We start from the raw sequence: 17153 nt of genomic DNA, 5'->3' as shown, positions 1-17153 counted from the left end.
GTGATCCTGTTTCCGGCGATAGACCTCAAGGACGGCAAATGCGTGCGCCTCAAGCATGGCGACATGGCGACCGCGACGGTCTACAATGACGATCCCGCCGCTCAGGCGCGCGCCTTCGAAGAGCAGGGCTTCGAATGGCTGCACGTCGTCGACCTCAACGGCGCCTTCAAGGGCCAGAGCGTCAACAGCGCGGCAGTCGGCGCCATCCTCAAGGCGACGAACAACCCGGTGCAGCTCGGCGGCGGCATCCGCACTCTGGCGCAGATCGAGGACTGGCTCGACCGTGGGCTGGCCCGCGTCATTCTTGGCACTGTGGCGGTGCGCGATCCGGATCTGGTCAGGCAGGCTTGCAAGGCATTCCCGGGCAAGATCGCCGTCGGCATCGACGCCAAGGGCGGCAAGGTCGCGGTCGAAGGCTGGGCGGAGGCCTCGAGCCTCGGCGTCATCGAACTGGCGAGGAAATTCGAGGGCGCCGGCGTTGCTGCCATCATCTACACCGACATTGATCGAGACGGGGTGCTGACCGGCATCAACTGGGACGCCACCATCGATCTCGCCGAGGCGGTTTCGATCCCGGTCATCGCCTCGGGCGGGCTCGCCTCGATCGCCGACATTGTGCGCATGACCATGCCCGATGCGCGGAAGCTCGAAGGCGCGATCTCCGGCCGCGCGCTCTACGACGGCCGCATCGACCCGGCCGAGGCACTGGCGATCCTGCGTGGCAAACCGATGGCAGGGGCGTCATCATGAAAGTCTCGATTATCCTCGCCCCCTATGACAGCGGGCACCATCATGAAGGGTGCGGCCAGGGGCCGGACGCCATCATCGGCGGTGGGCTCGTCGAAGCTCTGACCGTGGCCGGCCATGACGTCGCCGTCGAAGATATCGGCAAGGTGGGAGACGAGCAGGGGCGCGAAATCGCAACCGGCTTCGCCGTCTGCAACGCCGTCGCGGCCAAGGTCGGCCTCGCCCGCGACGGAGGAGGCTTCCCCATTGTCCTTGCTGGAAATTGCCTGACCGCCGCCGGTGCGGTTGCCGGTGAAGACGCGGATTCGATTATCTGGATCGATCAGCATGGCGATCTCAACACGCCAGAGACGTCCGCCTACGGCTTTCTCGACGGCATGGCGCTGGCGGCGACACTCGGGCTCTGCTGGCGTCCGATGGCGGCAGCAATTCCGGGATTCCGGCCGATGGACCCGGCGCACTGCATGCTGGTCGATGCCCGCGACCTCGATCCCGACGAAAAGCGCCTGCTGGAAACTTTGCCGATCGTGCGCGCCGAATGTGCCGGTGCGCTCGATATGGTGGGAAAGCTCACAGCGGCAGGGGCTGTTCGGGGACATCTGCATCTGGACCTGGATGTCCTCGATCCGGATGTGCTGCAGGTGAACCGCTACACGCATCCGGGCGGTCCGAGTCCGGAACAGCTGCGGCAGCTTGCCTGCGGGCTGGCCAGATCCATCCCGATCGTGGGCGTGACGCTCTCGGCCTACGATCCGGCCTTTGATTCCCAGTCCGAGGTTCCGTCCGTCGTCGGCCAGCTGCTTGTCGACCTTCTTGCGGCGATCGAGAGGATCTGATGCTGAAAGCCCGCGTCATCCCCTGTCTCGACGTCAAGAACGGTCGCGTCGTCAAGGGCGTCAATTTCGTCGACCTGGTCGATGCCGGCGATCCCGTCGAAGCGGCAAAAGCCTATGACGCGGCCGGCGCCGACGAGCTCTGCTTTCTCGACATCACTGCCTCGTCGGAAAACCGCGAGACCATCTTCGATGTCATTACCCGAACGGCCGAACAATGTTTCATGCCGCTGACTGTCGGTGGTGGCGTCCGCCAGGTCGCCGACATCAGAAAGCTGCTTCTGGCCGGCGCCGACAAGGTGTCGATCAATACGGCGGCGGTGAAAACCCCAAATTTTGTCGCCGAGGCTGCCGACAAGTTTGGCAACCAGTGCATCGTCGTCGCCATCGACGCCAAGAAAGTGTCCGCTGCGGGCGAGGCTGATCGCTGGGAGATCTTCACCCATGGCGGCCGCGAGAAGACCGGCATCGATGCCGTCGAGTTCGCTCGGCGGATCGTCGATCTCGGCGCCGGCGAGATCCTGTTGACGTCGATGGACCGCGACGGCACCAAGGCCGGCTACGACATAGCGCTTACCCGCGCGGTCGCCGACGCCGTACGCGTGCCGGTCATCGCTTCCGGTGGCGTCGGCACGCTCGATCACATGGTCGAAGGCATTCGCGACGGCCATGCGGGCGCGGTGCTGGCAGCCTCGATCTTCCATTTCGGCACCTACAGCATCGCCGAAGCCAAGATGCATATGGCTCAGGCCGGACTGCCGATGCGGCTGGACTCGCCGGGTAATCGGTCCTAGAGCCTTTCCGGCTAAGAAGAGGCTGTAAACGCCGTTATGACCGAGTTCTCACTCTCCGATCTGGAGAAGATCATTGGCGAACGCGCACGTTCCGGCGATCCGGATTCGTGGACGGCCAAGCTCTTTCAGCGCGGCATGAGCAAGGCAGCGCAGAAACTCGGCGAAGAGGCGGTCGAAACGGTGATCGCAGCCGTCAGCGCCGACCGGGACGCGCTTGTTTCGGAAAGCGCCGATCTCATCTATCATTGGCTTGTCGTTCTCGGCATAGCGGACATTCCGCTGAGCGATGTGCTCAACGAGCTTGAACGCCGCACCGGTCGTTCGGGCATCGCCGAAAAGGCGTCTCGGCTGGACCGGGGCTGATCGCTGCGGAGGAACTCGATGGACCAGCTCGCTCCTACCGAGAAGTATTCACCCTATCGGTTCTTCTCGGCGGAGCAATGGTCGCGGTTCCGCGCCGATACGCCGATGACGCTCACCGAGGACGAGGTCCGTCGTCTGCGGTCGCTGAACGATCCGGTCGATCTCCACGAGGTCGAGCGCATCTACCTTTCGATGTCGCGGCTGTTGTCGGCCCATGTCGAAGCCAGTCAACTCCTGTTCAGGCAACGCCAGGTTTTTTTCAACGCGCTGGACGTGGCCAAGACACCGTTCATCATCGGCATTGCCGGTTCCGTGGCGGTTGGCAAATCGACCACGGCGCGCGTGCTAAAGGAGCTGCTGGCGCGCTGGCCGTCGAGTCCCAAGGTCGATCTGGTCACCACCGACGGTTTCCTGCTGCCGAACGAAGTCCTGCGCCGCAACAATCTGATGGAGCGCAAGGGCTTTCCCGACAGCTACGACGTCGGCGCGCTGCTGCGTTTCCTGTCCGGCATCAAATCGGCGCAGCGCAACGTCCGCGCGCCGGTCTATTCGCACCTGACCTATGACGTTATCCCGGGCGAGTTCCAGACCATCGACAGGCCGGACATCCTGATCTTCGAGGGCATCAATGTCCTGCAACCTGGCAAGCTGCCGAAGGACGGCAAGATCGTGCCTTTCCTGTCAGATTTCTTCGACTTCGCCATCTATATCGATGCCGAGGAGGCGCTTATCCATCACTGGTATATCGCCCGCTTCATGCGGCTGCGCGAAACCGCCTTCCGCGACCCAGCCTCCTTCTTCCACCGCTATTCGCAACTTTCCGAGGATGCGGCCCGCGCCATCGCCGAGGGCCTGTGGACCAACATCAACCTGAAGAACTTGCGCGAGAATATATTGCCGACCCGCGCCCGCGCCGATCTCATCCTGCGCAAGGGCGCCAATCATCTGGTCGAGGAAGTGGCGCTCCGAAAACTGTGAAATCCCGATTCATTCCTTAAAGTCATCTTAACCCCGTCTTCCTATTGTCAGGCCTGATCTGCGGGCTCGGCAAACAATGAATGCGCCATTCCTAAATATTGATCGGCCGGCAGCGGACCGCGTCGCACATCCGGGCAGCGGCGCCGCCACGATTGCCCTGATCGTGCCGGTCCACAATGAGGAAGGCGCGATTGCCCCGTTCCTGAAGGCGGTGTGCGAAAGCACCGCTCCGCTGAAGGACAATGGCGTTGCCCTCGAGTTCATCTTCGTCAACGACGGCAGCAGCGATACGACGCTCGAAAAGCTGATCGAAGCCCAACAAGCAGACCCTCGCATCCACATAATCGACCTTTCACGCAATTTCGGCAAGGAAGCCGCGATGACCGCGGGCCTCGACAGCTGCGATGCCGATGCCGCGATCCCGATGGACGTCGATATGCAGGATCCGCCGCATGTCATCCCCTTGCTTGTGGAAAAGTGGCGCGAGGGGTTCGAGGTTGTTCTTGCCAAGCGAGCCAACCGGTCGAGCGACAGCTTTCTCAAGCAGCGCTCCGCCTCGATGTTCTACCGCGTTCACAACTGGATCGCGCAGCAGAAGATCCCGCACGATGTCGGCGACTTCCGTTTGATCGACCGTCAGGTCATCCAGGCGCTGCGGTCTTTGCCCGAACGCCGTCGTTTCATGAAGGGCCTGTTCGCCTGGGTCGGGTTCCGCACCGCAAGCGTCGAATATGTCCGCGATCAGCGGATCGCCGGCCAGTCGAAATTCTCCGGCTGGAAGCTGTGGAACTTCGCGCTCGAAGGCATCACCAGCTTCTCCACCGCTCCGCTTGAAATCTGGACCTATGTCGGCGCGACGATTTCCGCGCTGTCGTTCCTCTACGGCCTGCTGATCGTCGCCAAGACAATGATCTTTGGCGTTGATGTGCCCGGCTACGCCTCGCTGCTGGTCAGCGTTCTTTTTCTTGGCGGCATCCAGTTGCTCGGCATCGGCATCATCGGACAATACCTCGGCAGGGTCTACGCCGAGATCAAGCAGCGTCCGATCTACATTGTGCGCCGCAAATATGAGGGAATGAGCTAATGGAGCTCGACGCCTACCGACAGATGGCCGCCACCGAAGACGAGCATTGGTGGTTCTGCGGGCGTCGCGCCATCGCAGAGGCGGTCATTCGCAGCATCGACCTGCCCGAAAAGGCGCGCATCGTCGAGATCGGCGCCGGCACCGGCGGCAACATCCGGATGCTGGAGCAGTTCGGCACCGTGACGGCAGTCGAGATGAGCGATCTCGCACGCAGGATTGCCTGGGAAAAGACCGGCCGCGACTTCCTTGCCGGACATCTGCCGGACAACATTCCTGTCACGCCGCAAAGCTGCGACCTGGTTTGCCTGTTCGACGTGCTGGAACATGTCGCCGAAGACGAGGCATCGCTTGCCGCGATCCGCCAGATGCTGAAACCAGCCGGCAGCGTCATCCTTACGGTGCCCGCACACCAATGGTTGTGGAGCACGCATGATGTGGGGCTGCATCATATGCGGCGCTATTCACGCAATCTGCTGCGTGAACGAATTGAAAGGGCTGGTTTCAGGATCGACCGGCTGAGCTACACAAATGCCGCACTCTTTCCTGTAGCGGCACTGGCACGGCTGGTGGATAGGTTGCGCAAGCCCGCCTTGCCAGCCGGCCATGCAACGCCGTCGAAACCACTGAATGCGGCGATGAAGGCAGTGTTTTCGGCGGAAGGCCGCATCATACCAAATGCAAGCCTGCCCTTCGGTGTTTCGCTGCTGGCGGTATTCCGCAAGGACGACGCCCTCGAAACCGGTCGCCTCGACGAGAAATTGGCAGCTTGACCGCGCAATGGGCACCGGTTCGTATCGTCGACTATCGCGCTTTGCGCTAATTGGCATTGCGTCGACGCTGATCTATGCCGTTTGTGCTCTCCTGCTGTCGCGTGGGCAGGCGACGGCGGCCCTGCCGGCGGCGCTCACATCGTTTGCGGCCTACGCCGTTGCCGCGCTGTTTTCTTACACCGGGCATAAATATTTCACCTTCACCTCGGGCGGCAGCCACGCGATGGAACTGCCCCGCTTTCTCCTGCTCACCGCTTCCGGCCTCGCTGTCGCAATCGCCCTGCCGGGGCTTTTGACCCAGATGCTCGGCGTCCCTGCCGCAGTCCCGATCCTGCTTACCTGCATTGCCGTGCCGGTCATCAACTATGTCGTCCTCGGACGCTGGGTGTTTCGTGGTCTCTAGCGCGCGATCCCTCAGTGAACTGCTGCCCGGTGCCAACCGTTTCTCGCCGTTTGCGGGCGTGGCGGGCGCCCCGTTGCTGCTGGCCTGCCTGGTCGTCATATACGCCGTCTGGCTGACAACAATTGCGATACCGACCAATGTCGACGTGTCATGGCTTCTGGTCGTCTGTGATCGGCTGCTTGGCGGAGAGCGGCTCAACACCGACATCATGGAGACCAACCCACCTTTCTCGATCTGGCTCTACATGCCGTTCATGCTCCTGGAAAAGCTCACCGGCATACGTGCGGAATTCTGGCTGACGCTTGGTGTCGTTTGCCTGAGCCTGGCCAGTCTTTTCGTTTCTGTCCGCATTCTCGCGCGCGATGAACCGGTTTACCGGCAGCCCCATGCGTTCTGGGCAGCAGCGGCGGCCCTGGGCTGGGTTCTCTGTTTCATGCCGGATCAATTCGGCCAACGCGAGCACTTCGCGTTGATTGCCATTCTGCCTTGGGTGGCGTTGCAATGCACACGTCAGCGGAACCCGGATTTCAGCGCCGGCTCGCGCCTGGAGCACATGGTCGCGGGCTTCGGCGCGGCGATCGTGGTCATGGTCAAGCCGCCCTATTTTGCGCTGGCCTTCATGTTGCCGTCACTCTGTCTTGCGGTTGAAAGGCGGTCGCTGAAACCGCTCTTCGTCGTGGAGAACCTGCTTGGCGCTACGATCGTGGCCGCCTATGTCGCGTCCATCGCGCTCTTCGACCGTGCTTATTTAAGCGAAGTCCTGCCCTTGGTCAGCGAGGTCTATCTTCCGTTGAGGGCCTCTACCGCCGATATGCTGGCGAACTGGCCGAAAGTGGTGCTGCTTCTGGCCGCCGCTACCGTGCTTGCGGCCGGCGGCCTGAGGCAGACGAACTGGGACGTCAGGATTCCGCTTCTGACCGCACTGGGGTTCATTCCGGCCTTCATCGTCATGGGCAAGGGTTGGCCCAATCACGCCCTGGCGATGGTCGTTGTTGCAACACTTGCATTTGGCATCCAGCTTCTGCGGTTCGGCACATTCCGCAGTGCAGGCTTCATTCGCAAGGCCGCCCTGATCTTCGGCTGCGTGCTGGTGCTGCAACTAGCGGTCAGGGCACAGTACGCGGCGCTGACGACGGACAACGGCCCGATCGGGCGCTCTGTCGCCGCGATCCGCGCAACGGTCGAAACCCCGACCATCATGTCGATCGCCGACCGGATGCAGGTTGCCCATCCCCTCGCCAGGCTGGTCGACGGCAGGTTCATATCACGCCATCCGAGCGCCTGGGCGGTCTCCAACGCTGACACGCTCGCCCGCGCCACCGGCGATCTCGAACGGAGACGGGAACTTGAAAGCATCCGCGATCGGGTGATCGGCGAATACGCCGCCGAGATATCAGCGAAGAAGCCCGATGTCGTGCTGTCAGGCTCGCCCGCGCGGACAGCCCTGATGCTGCAGGACAAGCGGATCGGAGCCGCCTTGGCCGACTATCGTCTGCTGCACCACGAGCCGGAAATCACTGTCTATCTGCGTTACACGGCGCCTGCGCCGCTCCAAACCAATTGAGCAGAGGCTCCCGGAAGACCATGGCACGGCTGGATCCAATCGCTCCGCTGGACGACGTATGGCTCGAGCTCGAGAGCCTCGGTGCAACATCATGAGCGTCTCGAACGACATTGACGGCTTGAGCCGGTGGCGCGGCCGGAATATCGCGGCGGCGCTGCTTCCTAGCCGCAATGTCCTGGCCATTGCCGCAGTCACCGTGTTCTCCATCGTCTGGCAGCAGCGTTGGGGGACTGTTCCCGATACTAGCTGGCTGATCACGGTATGCGAGCGGATGCTCTCCGGTGAGCGGCTTTACTCGCAGATCCACGAGACCAACCCTCCATTCAGCGTATGGCTCTATCTGCCGCCAGTGGCTGTGGCCAGATTGCTGGGCGCCGCCCCGGAAATCCTGGTTGAGGCCTGGACATACCTTGCCGTGCTTATCGGACTTTCGCTCTCGGGCGTGATCGTCAAGCGCGGGGGTTTCACCGAAACTGCATCACTGTTTGCACTGGGGCCAGCGTTTTGCGCAATGCTGGTGATCTTCCCCGGCAACGCCTTCAGCGAGCGAGAGCATATCGGCATGGCGCTTTTCATGCCGCTGCTTGCGCTTCACGCCTGGCGTGCGCGCAGAGATGCAGCCGCCCAACCAGGCCCGGGGATCGCCGTACTCGCCGGCCTGTCGGGCAGCATTTTGCTGCTGGTCAAGCCCTACTATGCGATCATGGTGTTGGCGCCAGCGCTGGTCGTTGCAGTGCGCCGGCGCAGCCTGAAATCGATCTTCGCCCTGGAACACTGGGTCATTGGCGGCATCTGCATTGTCTATCTCGGCGCGGTCACGCTGATCCATCCGGAATTCCTGCGCGACATCTATCCCCTCTTGGCGGATGTTTATGGAAAGCTCGGCATCTTTTGGCCCATCGTGATCGGCCACGGTTTCGCGTGGTGTTTCCTCGTCTTCCTGATTTGGTGGCTGTGGCCGGCCGGGCGGTTTCCAGAGCTGGCGGCGGTAGCGCTGGCTGCATCGATCGCCGGCATGTTTCCCCTGTTCTACCAAGCGAAAGGCTGGTCTTATCATGCCTATCCCGCGATCTTTTGCGCCGTGGCAGCCATTTTGTGCCTGCTGGCAGTGCCCAGGATCGTGCGGCAGCCGTCGAAGCTGTTGGCGTTCGTGACGGCGCCTTCGCGAGCTTGGGCACTGGCGGGGGTGGCAATCGCTTTCTTGCCATACTGGAGCACCCAGAAACCGGGGCCGGCGCTGGTTGCCGCCATTCGCGCCGCGACCGATCGGCCTACTATTGCGTTGATCAGTTCGGATATGTCCTCGGGACATCCGTTGACCCGCATGATCGATGGGCAGTTCGTTTCGACCCATGTCAGCGATTGGCTCGGAGTGTTCGCGCTTTCCCTGTCCCGGCAGGCAGCCCTTTCCGGTGATACCGCTGAAGCCACGCGTTACCAGGCCATCATGGCGCGTTACGTCGAAAGCAAACGCAAAGAATTCGCGCGTCTGCGCCCGGATATCATTGTCTTCAAGAAAAACAACGCGATGTGGACAAGCCAACTGACAGAGCGTTTTGGCTTTGACGCCATCCTGGCGCACTACCGCATTCTCGTCGAGGACGAGACCGAGCGCATCTATCTGCGCGACGATTATGTCCGGTCGGGCGACCGGCCACCCGAATTGAGCAAGGCCTCGGAAAAACCATGACGCGGCTGGATCCAATCGCTCCGCTGGACGACGTATGGCTCGAGCTCGAGAGCCTCGGTGCAACATCATGAGCGTCTCGAACGACATTGATAGCTTGAGCCGTATGTTGCGGCGTCGCTGCTTCCTAGCCGCAATGTTCATGTGATTGCTGTGCTCACCGTCGTTTCGGTTGTCTTCCAGCAACGTTGGGGCACCGTTCCGGATACGAGTTGGCTGATCACCGTATGCGAGCGTATGCTCTCCGGTGAGCGGCTTTACTCGCAGACCCACGAGACCAACCCTCCATTCAGCGTATGGCTCTATTTGCCGCCGGTGGCTGCGGCAAGGATGCTGGGGATTGCGCCCGAGATCATGGTCCAGGCTTGGACCTACCTGGCCGCACTGATCGGACTTTCATTCTCCGGTGCGATCGTCAAGCGCGCCGGTTTCGCCGAAACGCCGTCGCTGTTTGCGCTAGGCCCCGCCTTCTACGCCATGCTGGTGATCTTCCCGGGTAACGTCTTCAGCGAGCGCGAGCACATCGGTGTCGCGCTGCTCATGCCACTGCTAGCGTTGCATGCCTGGCGAGCGCGAAGAGAGGCAACGACGCAACCAAGCTCAGGTCTCGCAGCGCTGGCCGGCCTTTCTGGCGGGGTGCTCCTGCTGATCAAGCCTTACTATGCGATCATGGTGCTGGCGCCGGCGCTGCTCGTTGCAGCGCATCAGCGCAGTCTAAGACCGGTGTTCGCCCTGGAACACTGGGTGATTGGCGGGGTTTGCATCGCCTACCTTGCAGCGGTCACCCTGATCAGTCCGGAATTCCTGCGCGACGTCTATCCACTGCTGGTGGATGTTTATGCGAAGGGCAGCGCCTCCGTGCCTAGAATGGTGTACTATGGGTCTATCTGGCTTCTCCTCGTGTTCCTAGGATGGTGGTCGTGGCCGGTCGGCCATTTCCCAGAACTGGCTGCCGTAGCGCTGGCAGCATCTATTGCCGGCTTGTTCCCGCTGTTCTACCAGGACAAAGGCTGGACTTATCATGCCTACCCATCGATTTTTTACGCTGTAGCGGCCAGTCTTTGCTTGCTGGCCTTGCCGAGAAGCGAGCGGCAATCGGCAGGGCTGCTCTCCCGCCTGGCGGCTCCCCCGCGAGCCTTGGTGTCGCTGGCGATTGTGGCTACCTTCTTACCGAACTGGGGCACTCAGAAGCCAGGCGCGGTGTTGGTCGCCGTGATACACGCCGCGACCGATCGACCAAACGTCGCCTTGATCAGTCCAGATATAGACACTGGACATCCACTAAGCCGCATGATCGGCGGCCAGTTCGTTTCGGCCGATCCCAATGACTGGCTTGGAGCGTTTGCAATGGCTCTGTCCCGGCAAGCCACGCTTTCGCGTGAAGTCGCCCGAGCCACGCATTACGAGATGATCATGGAGCGTTACGCTGAAAGCAAACGCCAAGAATTTGAGCGTCTGCGCCCTGATATCATTATCTCTACGAAAGTTATCAGGAAAGATGATGGCCCTTGGACAAGCCAACTGACGGAGCGTTTTGGCTTTGACGGCATCCTGGCGCACTACCGCATTCTCGTCGAGGACGAGACCGAGCGCATCTATCTGCGCGACGATTATGTCCGGCCGGGCGACCGGCCACCCGAACAGCCTATTTCGGCATCGTCACCCGACGCAGCGTCAGATTGATGCGGCCGCCGTTCTTGAGCAATGCCGAGGTCGAGGGGTAGATGCGGTCAACGCCGTGAAAGCAGAGGCGGCCTTCGCCGCCGAGCACGACGACGTCGCCGCTCTTCAATCTGAACGATTTGGTGGCGCCGTCGCGCATCGTCTGGCCGACCCGGAACAGGCAATCGTCGCCGAGCGAGACCGAGACGACAGGCGCGGAGAAATCGCTCTCGTCGCGATCCTGGTGAAGACCCATCTTGGCATCCTGGGAATAGAAATTGACCAGGCAGGCCTCCGGCGGGTGCGCATAGGCAGATACGTCCCGCCACAGTTCGAGCAGCATCTCTGGGATCGGCGGCCATGGCCTTCCGGTCACCGGGTGAGTCGGCTGGTAGCGATAGCCGTGCTCCTTGTCGGTGACCCAGCCCAGCGGGCCGCAATTGGTCATGCGCACGCTCATCTCCTTGCCGGTACGCGGCATCGCCGGCACGAACAGCGGGGCTTCCTGCACGACCTCCCTGATATCTTCCACCAGCACTTCCTGCATGGCGCGCGACAGGTAACCAGGCATATGGCGGACGCCTTTGGGCAGCACGAGCATCGGGTCGCTTGATCCGTTGGTCTGGAAAATCAGAATGCCACCGTCAAACGAAAACGGCGACCCGAAAGCCGCCTCCGGCAGTGGCTGCGCACTTCACACCGGCGATCTGGGATCCGAAGCCGATTCGGCTGTCAGTCATCCTCGACCCGGCCACGCATTTTCTTGATCGAGCCGCGCCCGGCTTTGCTCTTCAGCCGTCTTTCGACCGCGCCCTTGGACGGCCTTGTCTTCTTGCGCGGCGGTGGCGGCGGTTCGGCGGCCTTGGCGACCAGTACCGTCAGCCGCGCCCGGGCGTCCGCCCGGTTCTGCTCCTGCGTGCGGAAGCGTCCGGCTTCGATGACGATGACGCCGTCCTTGGTGGCGCGCTGGCCGGCAAGCTTGATGGTCCGTTCGCGCACACGCTCCGACAGGCCCCGTGCATTGGCAACATCGAAGCGCAATTGCACCGCCGTCGCCACCTTGTTGACGTTCTGGCCGCCCGGGCCGGACGAACGGATGAAGTCCTCGTGCAGGTCGCCCGGATTAATCACCGCATCGTCGGTGATGATGATTTTTTCGTCGGCGTTCATGCCGCAGTCATGGCGCGGCAGGCGAAAAAAGAAAAGGCCCGATCGAAGCCGGGCCTTGAAGCGCGACGGCTATTCAGCCGCTACCTGCATGCGTGGTGCAGCGCCGAGCACGGTTGCGTCGACATGGGCCTCGAACTTTTCGAAATTGTCGACGAACATGCCAACCAGCCTTGCCGCCTGCCGGTCATAGGCGGGCTTGTCGATCCAGGTCGATCTCGGGTCGAGAATGGCGCGGTCGACGCCGGTAACCGTCACCGGCACGTCGAAGCCGAAATTGGCGTCGGTCCGGAAGTCGGCCGCTTTCAGCGAGCCGTCGAGTGCTGCCGCAAGCAGCGCCCGCGTTGCCTTGATCGGCATCCGCTTGCCGGTGCCGTAAGCGCCGCCGGTCCAGCCGGTGTTGACCAGCCAGCAATCGACGCCGTGGCGGGCGATGAGCTCGCGCAGCAGATTGCCGTATTCCGACGGATGCCGCGGCATGAACGGTGCGCCGAAGCATGTCGAAAATGTCGCTTCGGGTTCAGTAACGCCTTTCTCGGTCCCCGCCACCTTGGCGGTATAGCCGGAGAGGAAATGGTACATCGCCTGCGCCGGGGTCAGCCGCGCGATCGGCGGCATCACGCCGAACGCGTCGGCGGTCAGCATGATGATATTCTTCGGGTGGTTGGCGCGCCCCGTCTTGCTGGCGTTCGGAATGAAGTGGAGCGGGTAGGCGCAGCGTGTGTTTTCGGTCAGCCCGCCATCGTCGAAATCCGGCACGCGACCGGCGTCGAGCGCGACATTCTCCAGCACCGTGCCGAAGCGCTGGGTGGTGGCGAAGATCTCCGGCTCGGCTTCGGCCGAAAGCTTGATCGTCTTGGCATAGCAGCCGCCTTCGAAATTGAAGATGCCGTGCGGTCCCCAGCCATGCTCGTCATCGCCGACCAGCGTGCGCGACGGGTCGGCCGACAACGTCGTCTTGCCGGTCCCGGAAAGGCCGAAGAAGACGGCCGCGTCGCCGGCGAGTCCTTCATTGGCAGAGCAATGCATCGGCATCACGCCTTTTGCCGGCAGCAGATAGTTGAGCACGGTGAATACCGACTTCTTCATCTCGCCGGCATAGGAGGTACCGCCGATCAACACGATCATGCGCGAAAGATCGACGGCGATCACCGTTTCGCCGCGCGTGCCGTGGCGGGCGGGATCGGCGCGGAACGACGGCAGGTCGATGATCGTCAAATCGGGCACGAAATGCTCGAGTTCGGCGGCTGCCGGCCGGATGAGCAGATTGCGGATGAACAAGGAGTGCCAGGCAAGCTCCGTGATCACCCGGGTCGGCAGCTTCAGCTCCTCGTCGGCGCCGCCGACCAGGTCCTGCACATAAAGGTCCTTTCCAGCCGCATGGGCGCGAAAATCGGCAAGCAGCGTATCGAACTGCCCCGGCGAAATCGCTTTGTTGTTGTCCCACCATACATGCGGCGCGGTGCTTTCGTCGCGCACCACGAATTTGTCCCTGGGCGAGCGGCCGGTGTGCTGCCCGGTTTCGGCGGCAAGCGCGCCATGCGCGGTGAGTCGGGCCTCGCCACGGCGGATTGCCTCCTCGTAGAGCGCGGCCGCGCCGAAATTATAGCGCACCACGCCCGTGGTTCTCAGGCCGATCCGATCGATTGTACATGCAGGATTGCGTTTGCCGGCTTCCGACATGGGTGTCCCTTCTTCGATTTACCGCGTCTTTACCGGCGAATTCCGGAACCCCCATTGCAGGAGCTAAAAACGTCAAAACCAGAAAAGGCGAATGATATCAAATCATTAATCGATTTAAATATTTTGAAAGTTGTTTAAATCGTTTATATGTGCAAAAACACTGATGGTTGCCCAAAGGATTGGCGATGTTCATTCGTCCAATCCATATCGAGGTACAATTGTGGCCGCCGGCATGCCGCGCGTGACAGCGGATAGAGCCTATGCCACATTTTGTACCTAATTTGTCCTGCAAAAGCCCCTTCTCGACGAAAGAAGGGACAGCTCATGAGGGAGCCGCTTGAAATGGCAACAATCGCGCTTGTCGACGACGATCGCAACATTCTGACTTCGGTTTCGATCGCCCTCGAATCCGAGGGTTATCGGGTTGAAACCTACACGGATGGGGCGTCGGCGCTGGAGGGACTGGCGGCGCGCCCGCCGAACCTCGCCATCCTCGACATCAAGATGCCGCGCATGGACGGCATGGAGCTGCTGCGCCGGATGCGCCAGAAATCCGACCTGCCGGTGATCTTCCTGACCTCCAAGGACGACGAGATCGATGAACTGTTCGGCCTCAAGATGGGCGCCGACGACTTCATCCGCAAACCCTTCTCGCAGCGTCTTCTGGTCGAGCGCGTCCGCGCCGTGCTGCGCCGCGCCAGTACCCGCGAGGCGGCCGCCAAGGCGCCCAACCAGCAGGCTCGGTCGCTTGAGCGCGGCCAGCTTGTCATGGACCAGGAGCGCCACACCTGCACCTGGAAGGGCGAGCCGGTGACGCTTACCGTCACCGAGTTCCTCATCCTGCATTCGCTGGCCCAGCGTCCAGGCGTCGTAAAAAGCCGTGATGCGCTGATGGATTCGGCTTATGATGAGCAGGTCTATGTCGATGACCGCACCATCGACAGTCACATCAAGCGGCTGCGCAAAAAGTTCAAGGCCGTCGATGATGACTTCGAAATGATCGAAACCCTTTACGGAGTCGGATATCGGTTCCGCGAAGCTTGAGTCGAGCGGGAGCTGCTATTCGATGGCAGTGGAAGTAGAGCGAGTGAGACGATCGGGCGCCGCCAGGCGCCCGCCGCGGATTCTGCCCGCCTTCGTGTCGAAAATCACGGTGCCGATGCGCCGGTTTCTCGGCCATCACATCTTTTCCAGCCTGACGCGGCGTATTCTCTTTCTCAATCTTGCCGGCCTGGCCGTCCTGGTCACCGGCATTCTCTACCTCAACACCTTTCGAGACGGGCTGATCGACGCCCGTGTCGAGAGCCTGATGACCCAGGGCGAGATCATTGCCGGCGCGATTGCCGCATCGGCGACGGTCGAGACCGATTCGATCAGCATCGATCCGGAAAAGCTGCTTGAGTTGCAGGCTGGCGAAAGCCTCGGCCCGGGCTCCGATCAGCTCGACAATCTCGATTTCCCGATCAATCCGGAGCGCGTGGCGCCGGTGCTCAGGCGGTTGATCTCGCCGACGCGCACGCGCGCCCGCATTTACGACCGCGACGCCAACCTGCTGCTCGATTCCCGCCATCTCTATTCGCGCGGTCAGATCCTTCGCTACGATCTGCCGCCGGTCGAAGAGGAGCAGCCGGATCTTCTGGAGCGCATCCAGAAATTCGTCTTCGATTTCTTCCGCAATAAGCAGCTGCCCGTCTATCGCGAGCAGCCGGGCGGCAACGGTGCTGCGTTTCCCGAAGTGGTCAAGGCGCTTACCGGCAGTCCGTCGACGATCGTGCGGATCTCGGAGCAGGGCGAGCAGATCGTTTCCGTGGCGGTGCCGATCCAGCGCTTCCGTGCCGTTCTCGGCGTACTGATGCTGTCGACCGAAGGTGGCGACATCGACAAGATCGTCGCGGCCGAGCGCAAGGCGATCCTGCGCGTGTTCGGCATCGCCGCGTTGGTTACCGCTATCCTGTCGATGCTGCTGGCCTCCACCATCGCCAACCCGCTGCGCCGGCTTTCCGCGGCGGCGGTCAGGGTTCGCCGCGGTGTCAAGAACCGCGAGGAAATTCCCGACTTCTCCGACCGCCAGGACGAGATCGGCAATTTGTCGATCGCCGTGCGCGACATGACCAATGCGCTCTACGCCCGCATTGAGGCGATCGAAAGTTTTGCCGCGGATGTCTCGCATGAATTGAAGAACCCACTCACCTCGCTGCGCAGCGCGGTGGAGACATTGCCGCTGGCCAAGAACGACAATTCGCGCAGCCGGCTGATGGATATCATCCAGCACGATGTGAGGCGCCTGGACCGCCTGATCACCGATATTTCCGATGCCTCCCGTCTCGATGCCGAACTGGCGCGGGAAGACGCGGGAACTGTCGACCTGAAGAAGTTCATCACCGATCTGGTCGCCGTCTCGCGCGAGGCCACACGCAACAAGAAGGCGGTCGAGATCGAATTCAAGGTCGCCAAACTGCCGCAGGGCGTGAAAGGCTACTTCGTCGTCGGCCATGATCTGAGGATCGGCCAGGTGATCACCAACCTGATCGAGAATGCCCGCTCGTTCGTTCCCGAAGAACGTGGCCACATCACCATATCGCTGGCGCGCGCCGGCAAGTTCAACATCGTCACCGTCGACGACAATGGCCCCGGCATCCGGGCCGACAACATCGATCGCATTTTCGAGCGGTTCTATACCGACCGGCCGGCCGGCGAGGCGTTCGGCCAGAACTCGGGCCTTGGCCTGTCGATATCCCGGCAGATCGTCGAAGCCCATGGCGGCACGTTGAGCGCCGAGAACATCCCGGGCACCAAGCCTGGCGAGATCAAGGGCGCCCGCTTCGTGGTGACGCTGCCGGCCGAAGGCTGACGGATGAATTCCAATCACGCCTGGTCCTATTGTGCAGCCTGAAAACATTCACGGCACCGCCATCCTGATAGGTGATTGCGGCATTCTCATCACCGGACCGTCCGGCTTGGGCAAGACGACGCTGGCGCTCGCCTTGATCGATCATTGCAGCCAGCGCGGGCTGTTTTCGCGGCTGATCGGCGATGACCAGCTCTTTGCTGCCGATTGCGAGGGGCGGCTGGTCTGCCGCGCACCAGTCAGCATAGCCGGCCTCGTCGAGGTGCCGGGATTCGGCCCCAAGCCGATACCATTCGAGCCAAGCTGCGTGATCGACCTCATTATCCGGCTGGTGCCAGCCGGCAAAATGGCCCGCTTCCAGGAAGACTGCAGCGAACTCGTTTTCGGCGTACCAGTGCCGCGCATCGATCTTGCCGGGCGCAATGTCGCGGCGGCCTTGCCGGCAGTGATGTCGCGCCTGTCGATTGCGCCTTTCCTGTGATCCGATTTGGATTTTTTGCTGCAATGCGTCAAATTGGTCTGGGCCGGCGCAATTTTGGGCTTGTCAACGGGCCTTGCGTCGACAAGATA

At 61.8% G+C, this 17153-nt stretch carries 17 protein-coding genes; 14 read left to right on the top strand and 3 right to left on the bottom strand.

What is annotated here, in order from left to right; translation table 11 throughout:
• The 11 genes from hisA (at position 1) to NKH43_RS15955 (ending at position 10906) form a co-directional block, all read left to right on the top strand.
• Complete coding sequence (hisA, locus tag NKH43_RS16005) at positions 1–750, top strand: 1-(5-phosphoribosyl)-5-[(5-phosphoribosylamino)methylideneamino]imidazole-4-carboxamide isomerase (RefSeq protein WP_023718265.1); 750 nt, start codon at positions 1–3, stop codon at positions 748–750.
• Positions 747–1583: an arginase family protein gene (locus tag NKH43_RS16000; RefSeq protein ID WP_352495251.1), complete on the top strand. Its 837-nt coding sequence runs from the start codon at positions 747–749 to the stop codon at positions 1581–1583. Before hisA ends, NKH43_RS16000 begins: the two co-directional genes overlap by 4 nt.
• Positions 1580–2374 carry an imidazole glycerol phosphate synthase subunit HisF gene (gene hisF / locus NKH43_RS15995; RefSeq protein ID WP_023718267.1) on the top strand — a complete coding sequence of 265 codons (795 nt, stop codon included), beginning with the start codon at positions 1580–1582 and terminating at the stop codon, positions 2372–2374. Before NKH43_RS16000 ends, hisF begins: the two co-directional genes overlap by 4 nt.
• A gap of 36 nt (positions 2375–2410) precedes the next feature.
• Positions 2411–2737 carry a phosphoribosyl-ATP diphosphatase gene (locus NKH43_RS15990; protein WP_254815934.1) on the top strand — a complete coding sequence of 109 codons (327 nt, stop codon included), beginning with the start codon at positions 2411–2413 and terminating at the stop codon, positions 2735–2737.
• Positions 2738–2755: 18 nt separating this feature from the next.
• Positions 2756–3715, top strand: coding sequence for a type I pantothenate kinase (gene coaA, locus NKH43_RS15985; RefSeq protein WP_023718269.1), 960 nt, complete (start codon positions 2756–2758; stop codon positions 3713–3715).
• A gap of 76 nt (positions 3716–3791) precedes the next feature.
• Positions 3792–4799: a glycosyltransferase family 2 protein gene (locus NKH43_RS15980; protein WP_031193759.1), complete on the top strand. Its 1008-nt coding sequence runs from the start codon at positions 3792–3794 to the stop codon at positions 4797–4799.
• Positions 4799–5569: a class I SAM-dependent methyltransferase gene (locus NKH43_RS15975; protein ID WP_352858958.1), complete on the top strand. Its 771-nt coding sequence runs from the start codon at positions 4799–4801 to the stop codon at positions 5567–5569. Before NKH43_RS15980 ends, NKH43_RS15975 begins: the two co-directional genes overlap by 1 nt.
• Positions 5570–5576: 7 nt before the next feature.
• Positions 5577–5972, top strand: coding sequence for a GtrA family protein (locus tag NKH43_RS15970; RefSeq protein ID WP_023718272.1), 396 nt, complete (start codon positions 5577–5579; stop codon positions 5970–5972).
• Positions 5962–7536 (top strand): hypothetical protein, encoded by a 1575-nt coding sequence (locus NKH43_RS15965; RefSeq protein ID WP_156948044.1) that lies wholly within the window; start codon positions 5962–5964, stop codon positions 7534–7536. Before NKH43_RS15970 ends, NKH43_RS15965 begins: the two co-directional genes overlap by 11 nt.
• Positions 7537–7732: 196 nt before the next feature.
• A complete protein-coding gene (locus NKH43_RS15960; RefSeq protein WP_352547993.1) occupies positions 7733–9226 on the top strand; it encodes a hypothetical protein in 1494 nt (497 codons plus the stop codon).
• A gap of 150 nt (positions 9227–9376) precedes the next feature.
• On the top strand, positions 9377–10906 hold the full coding sequence (locus tag NKH43_RS15955; RefSeq protein ID WP_352858956.1) for a hypothetical protein: 1530 nt from the start codon (positions 9377–9379) through the stop codon (positions 10904–10906).
• Here NKH43_RS15955 and NKH43_RS15950 read toward each other — a convergent pair.
• The 3 genes from NKH43_RS15950 to NKH43_RS15940 form a co-directional block, all read right to left on the bottom strand.
• Positions 10869–11486 (bottom strand): alpha-ketoglutarate-dependent dioxygenase AlkB family protein, encoded by a 618-nt coding sequence (locus NKH43_RS15950; RefSeq protein ID WP_352858954.1) that lies wholly within the window; start codon positions 11484–11486, stop codon positions 10869–10871. The genes NKH43_RS15955 and NKH43_RS15950 overlap by 38 nt on opposite strands.
• A 131-nt stretch (positions 11487–11617) precedes the next feature.
• Positions 11618–12055: an alternative ribosome rescue aminoacyl-tRNA hydrolase ArfB gene (gene arfB, locus NKH43_RS15945; protein WP_352858952.1), complete on the bottom strand. Its 438-nt coding sequence runs from the start codon at positions 12053–12055 to the stop codon at positions 11618–11620.
• Between the two features lie 69 nt (positions 12056–12124).
• Positions 12125–13735, bottom strand: coding sequence for a phosphoenolpyruvate carboxykinase (locus NKH43_RS15940; protein WP_352484483.1), 1611 nt, complete (start codon positions 13733–13735; stop codon positions 12125–12127).
• 342 nt (positions 13736–14077) lie between these two features.
• On the opposite strand from NKH43_RS15940, the gene NKH43_RS15935 reads away from it, so the two are divergent.
• Genes NKH43_RS15935 through NKH43_RS15925 form a run of 3 tightly spaced genes read left to right on the top strand, consistent with a single transcriptional unit; the run spans position 14078 to position 17064 of the window.
• Positions 14078–14779, top strand: a complete 702-nt coding sequence (locus tag NKH43_RS15935) for a response regulator transcription factor (protein WP_023677547.1) — start codon at positions 14078–14080, stop codon at positions 14777–14779.
• 22 nt (positions 14780–14801) lie between these two features.
• A complete protein-coding gene (locus NKH43_RS15930) occupies positions 14802–16586 on the top strand; it encodes a sensor histidine kinase (RefSeq protein WP_352484482.1) in 1785 nt (594 codons plus the stop codon).
• 31 nt (positions 16587–16617) lie between these two features.
• Entirely contained in the window at positions 16618–17064 is a 447-nt protein-coding gene (locus tag NKH43_RS15925; protein ID WP_352516065.1) for an HPr kinase/phosphorylase, read from the top strand.
• Positions 17065–17153 lie beyond the last annotated feature (89 nt).

This window comes from Mesorhizobium sp. M1163 (genome assembly GCF_040318415.1).
Classification (GTDB): Bacteria; Pseudomonadota; Alphaproteobacteria; order Rhizobiales; family Rhizobiaceae; genus Mesorhizobium.
This window is presented reverse-complemented; position numbering and strand designations above follow the sequence as displayed.

Coding starts and splice junctions, on each gene's coding strand:
- NKH43_RS15935 (WP_023677547.1), top strand. CDS start 14,078: ATGGCAACAATCGCGCTTGTCGACGACGATCGCAACATTCTGACTTCG.
- NKH43_RS15930 (WP_352484482.1), top strand. CDS start 14,802: ATGGCAGTGGAAGTAGAGCGAGTGAGACGATCGGGCGCCGCCAGGCGC.
- NKH43_RS15940 (WP_352484483.1), bottom strand. CDS start 13,735: ATGTCGGAAGCCGGCAAACGCAATCCTGCATGTACAATCGATCGGATC.
- NKH43_RS15990 (WP_254815934.1), top strand. CDS start 2,411: ATGACCGAGTTCTCACTCTCCGATCTGGAGAAGATCATTGGCGAACGC.
- arfB (WP_352858952.1), bottom strand. CDS start 12,055: ATGAACGCCGACGAAAAAATCATCATCACCGACGATGCGGTGATTAAT.
- NKH43_RS16000 (WP_352495251.1), top strand. CDS start 747: ATGAAAGTCTCGATTATCCTCGCCCCCTATGACAGCGGGCACCATCAT.
- NKH43_RS15980 (WP_031193759.1), top strand. CDS start 3,792: ATGAATGCGCCATTCCTAAATATTGATCGGCCGGCAGCGGACCGCGTC.
- NKH43_RS15975 (WP_352858958.1), top strand. CDS start 4,799: ATGGAGCTCGACGCCTACCGACAGATGGCCGCCACCGAAGACGAGCAT.
- NKH43_RS15970 (WP_023718272.1), top strand. CDS start 5,577: ATGGGCACCGGTTCGTATCGTCGACTATCGCGCTTTGCGCTAATTGGC.
- coaA (WP_023718269.1), top strand. CDS start 2,756: ATGGACCAGCTCGCTCCTACCGAGAAGTATTCACCCTATCGGTTCTTC.
- NKH43_RS15950 (WP_352858954.1), bottom strand. CDS start 11,486: ATGCTCGTGCTGCCCAAAGGCGTCCGCCATATGCCTGGTTACCTGTCG.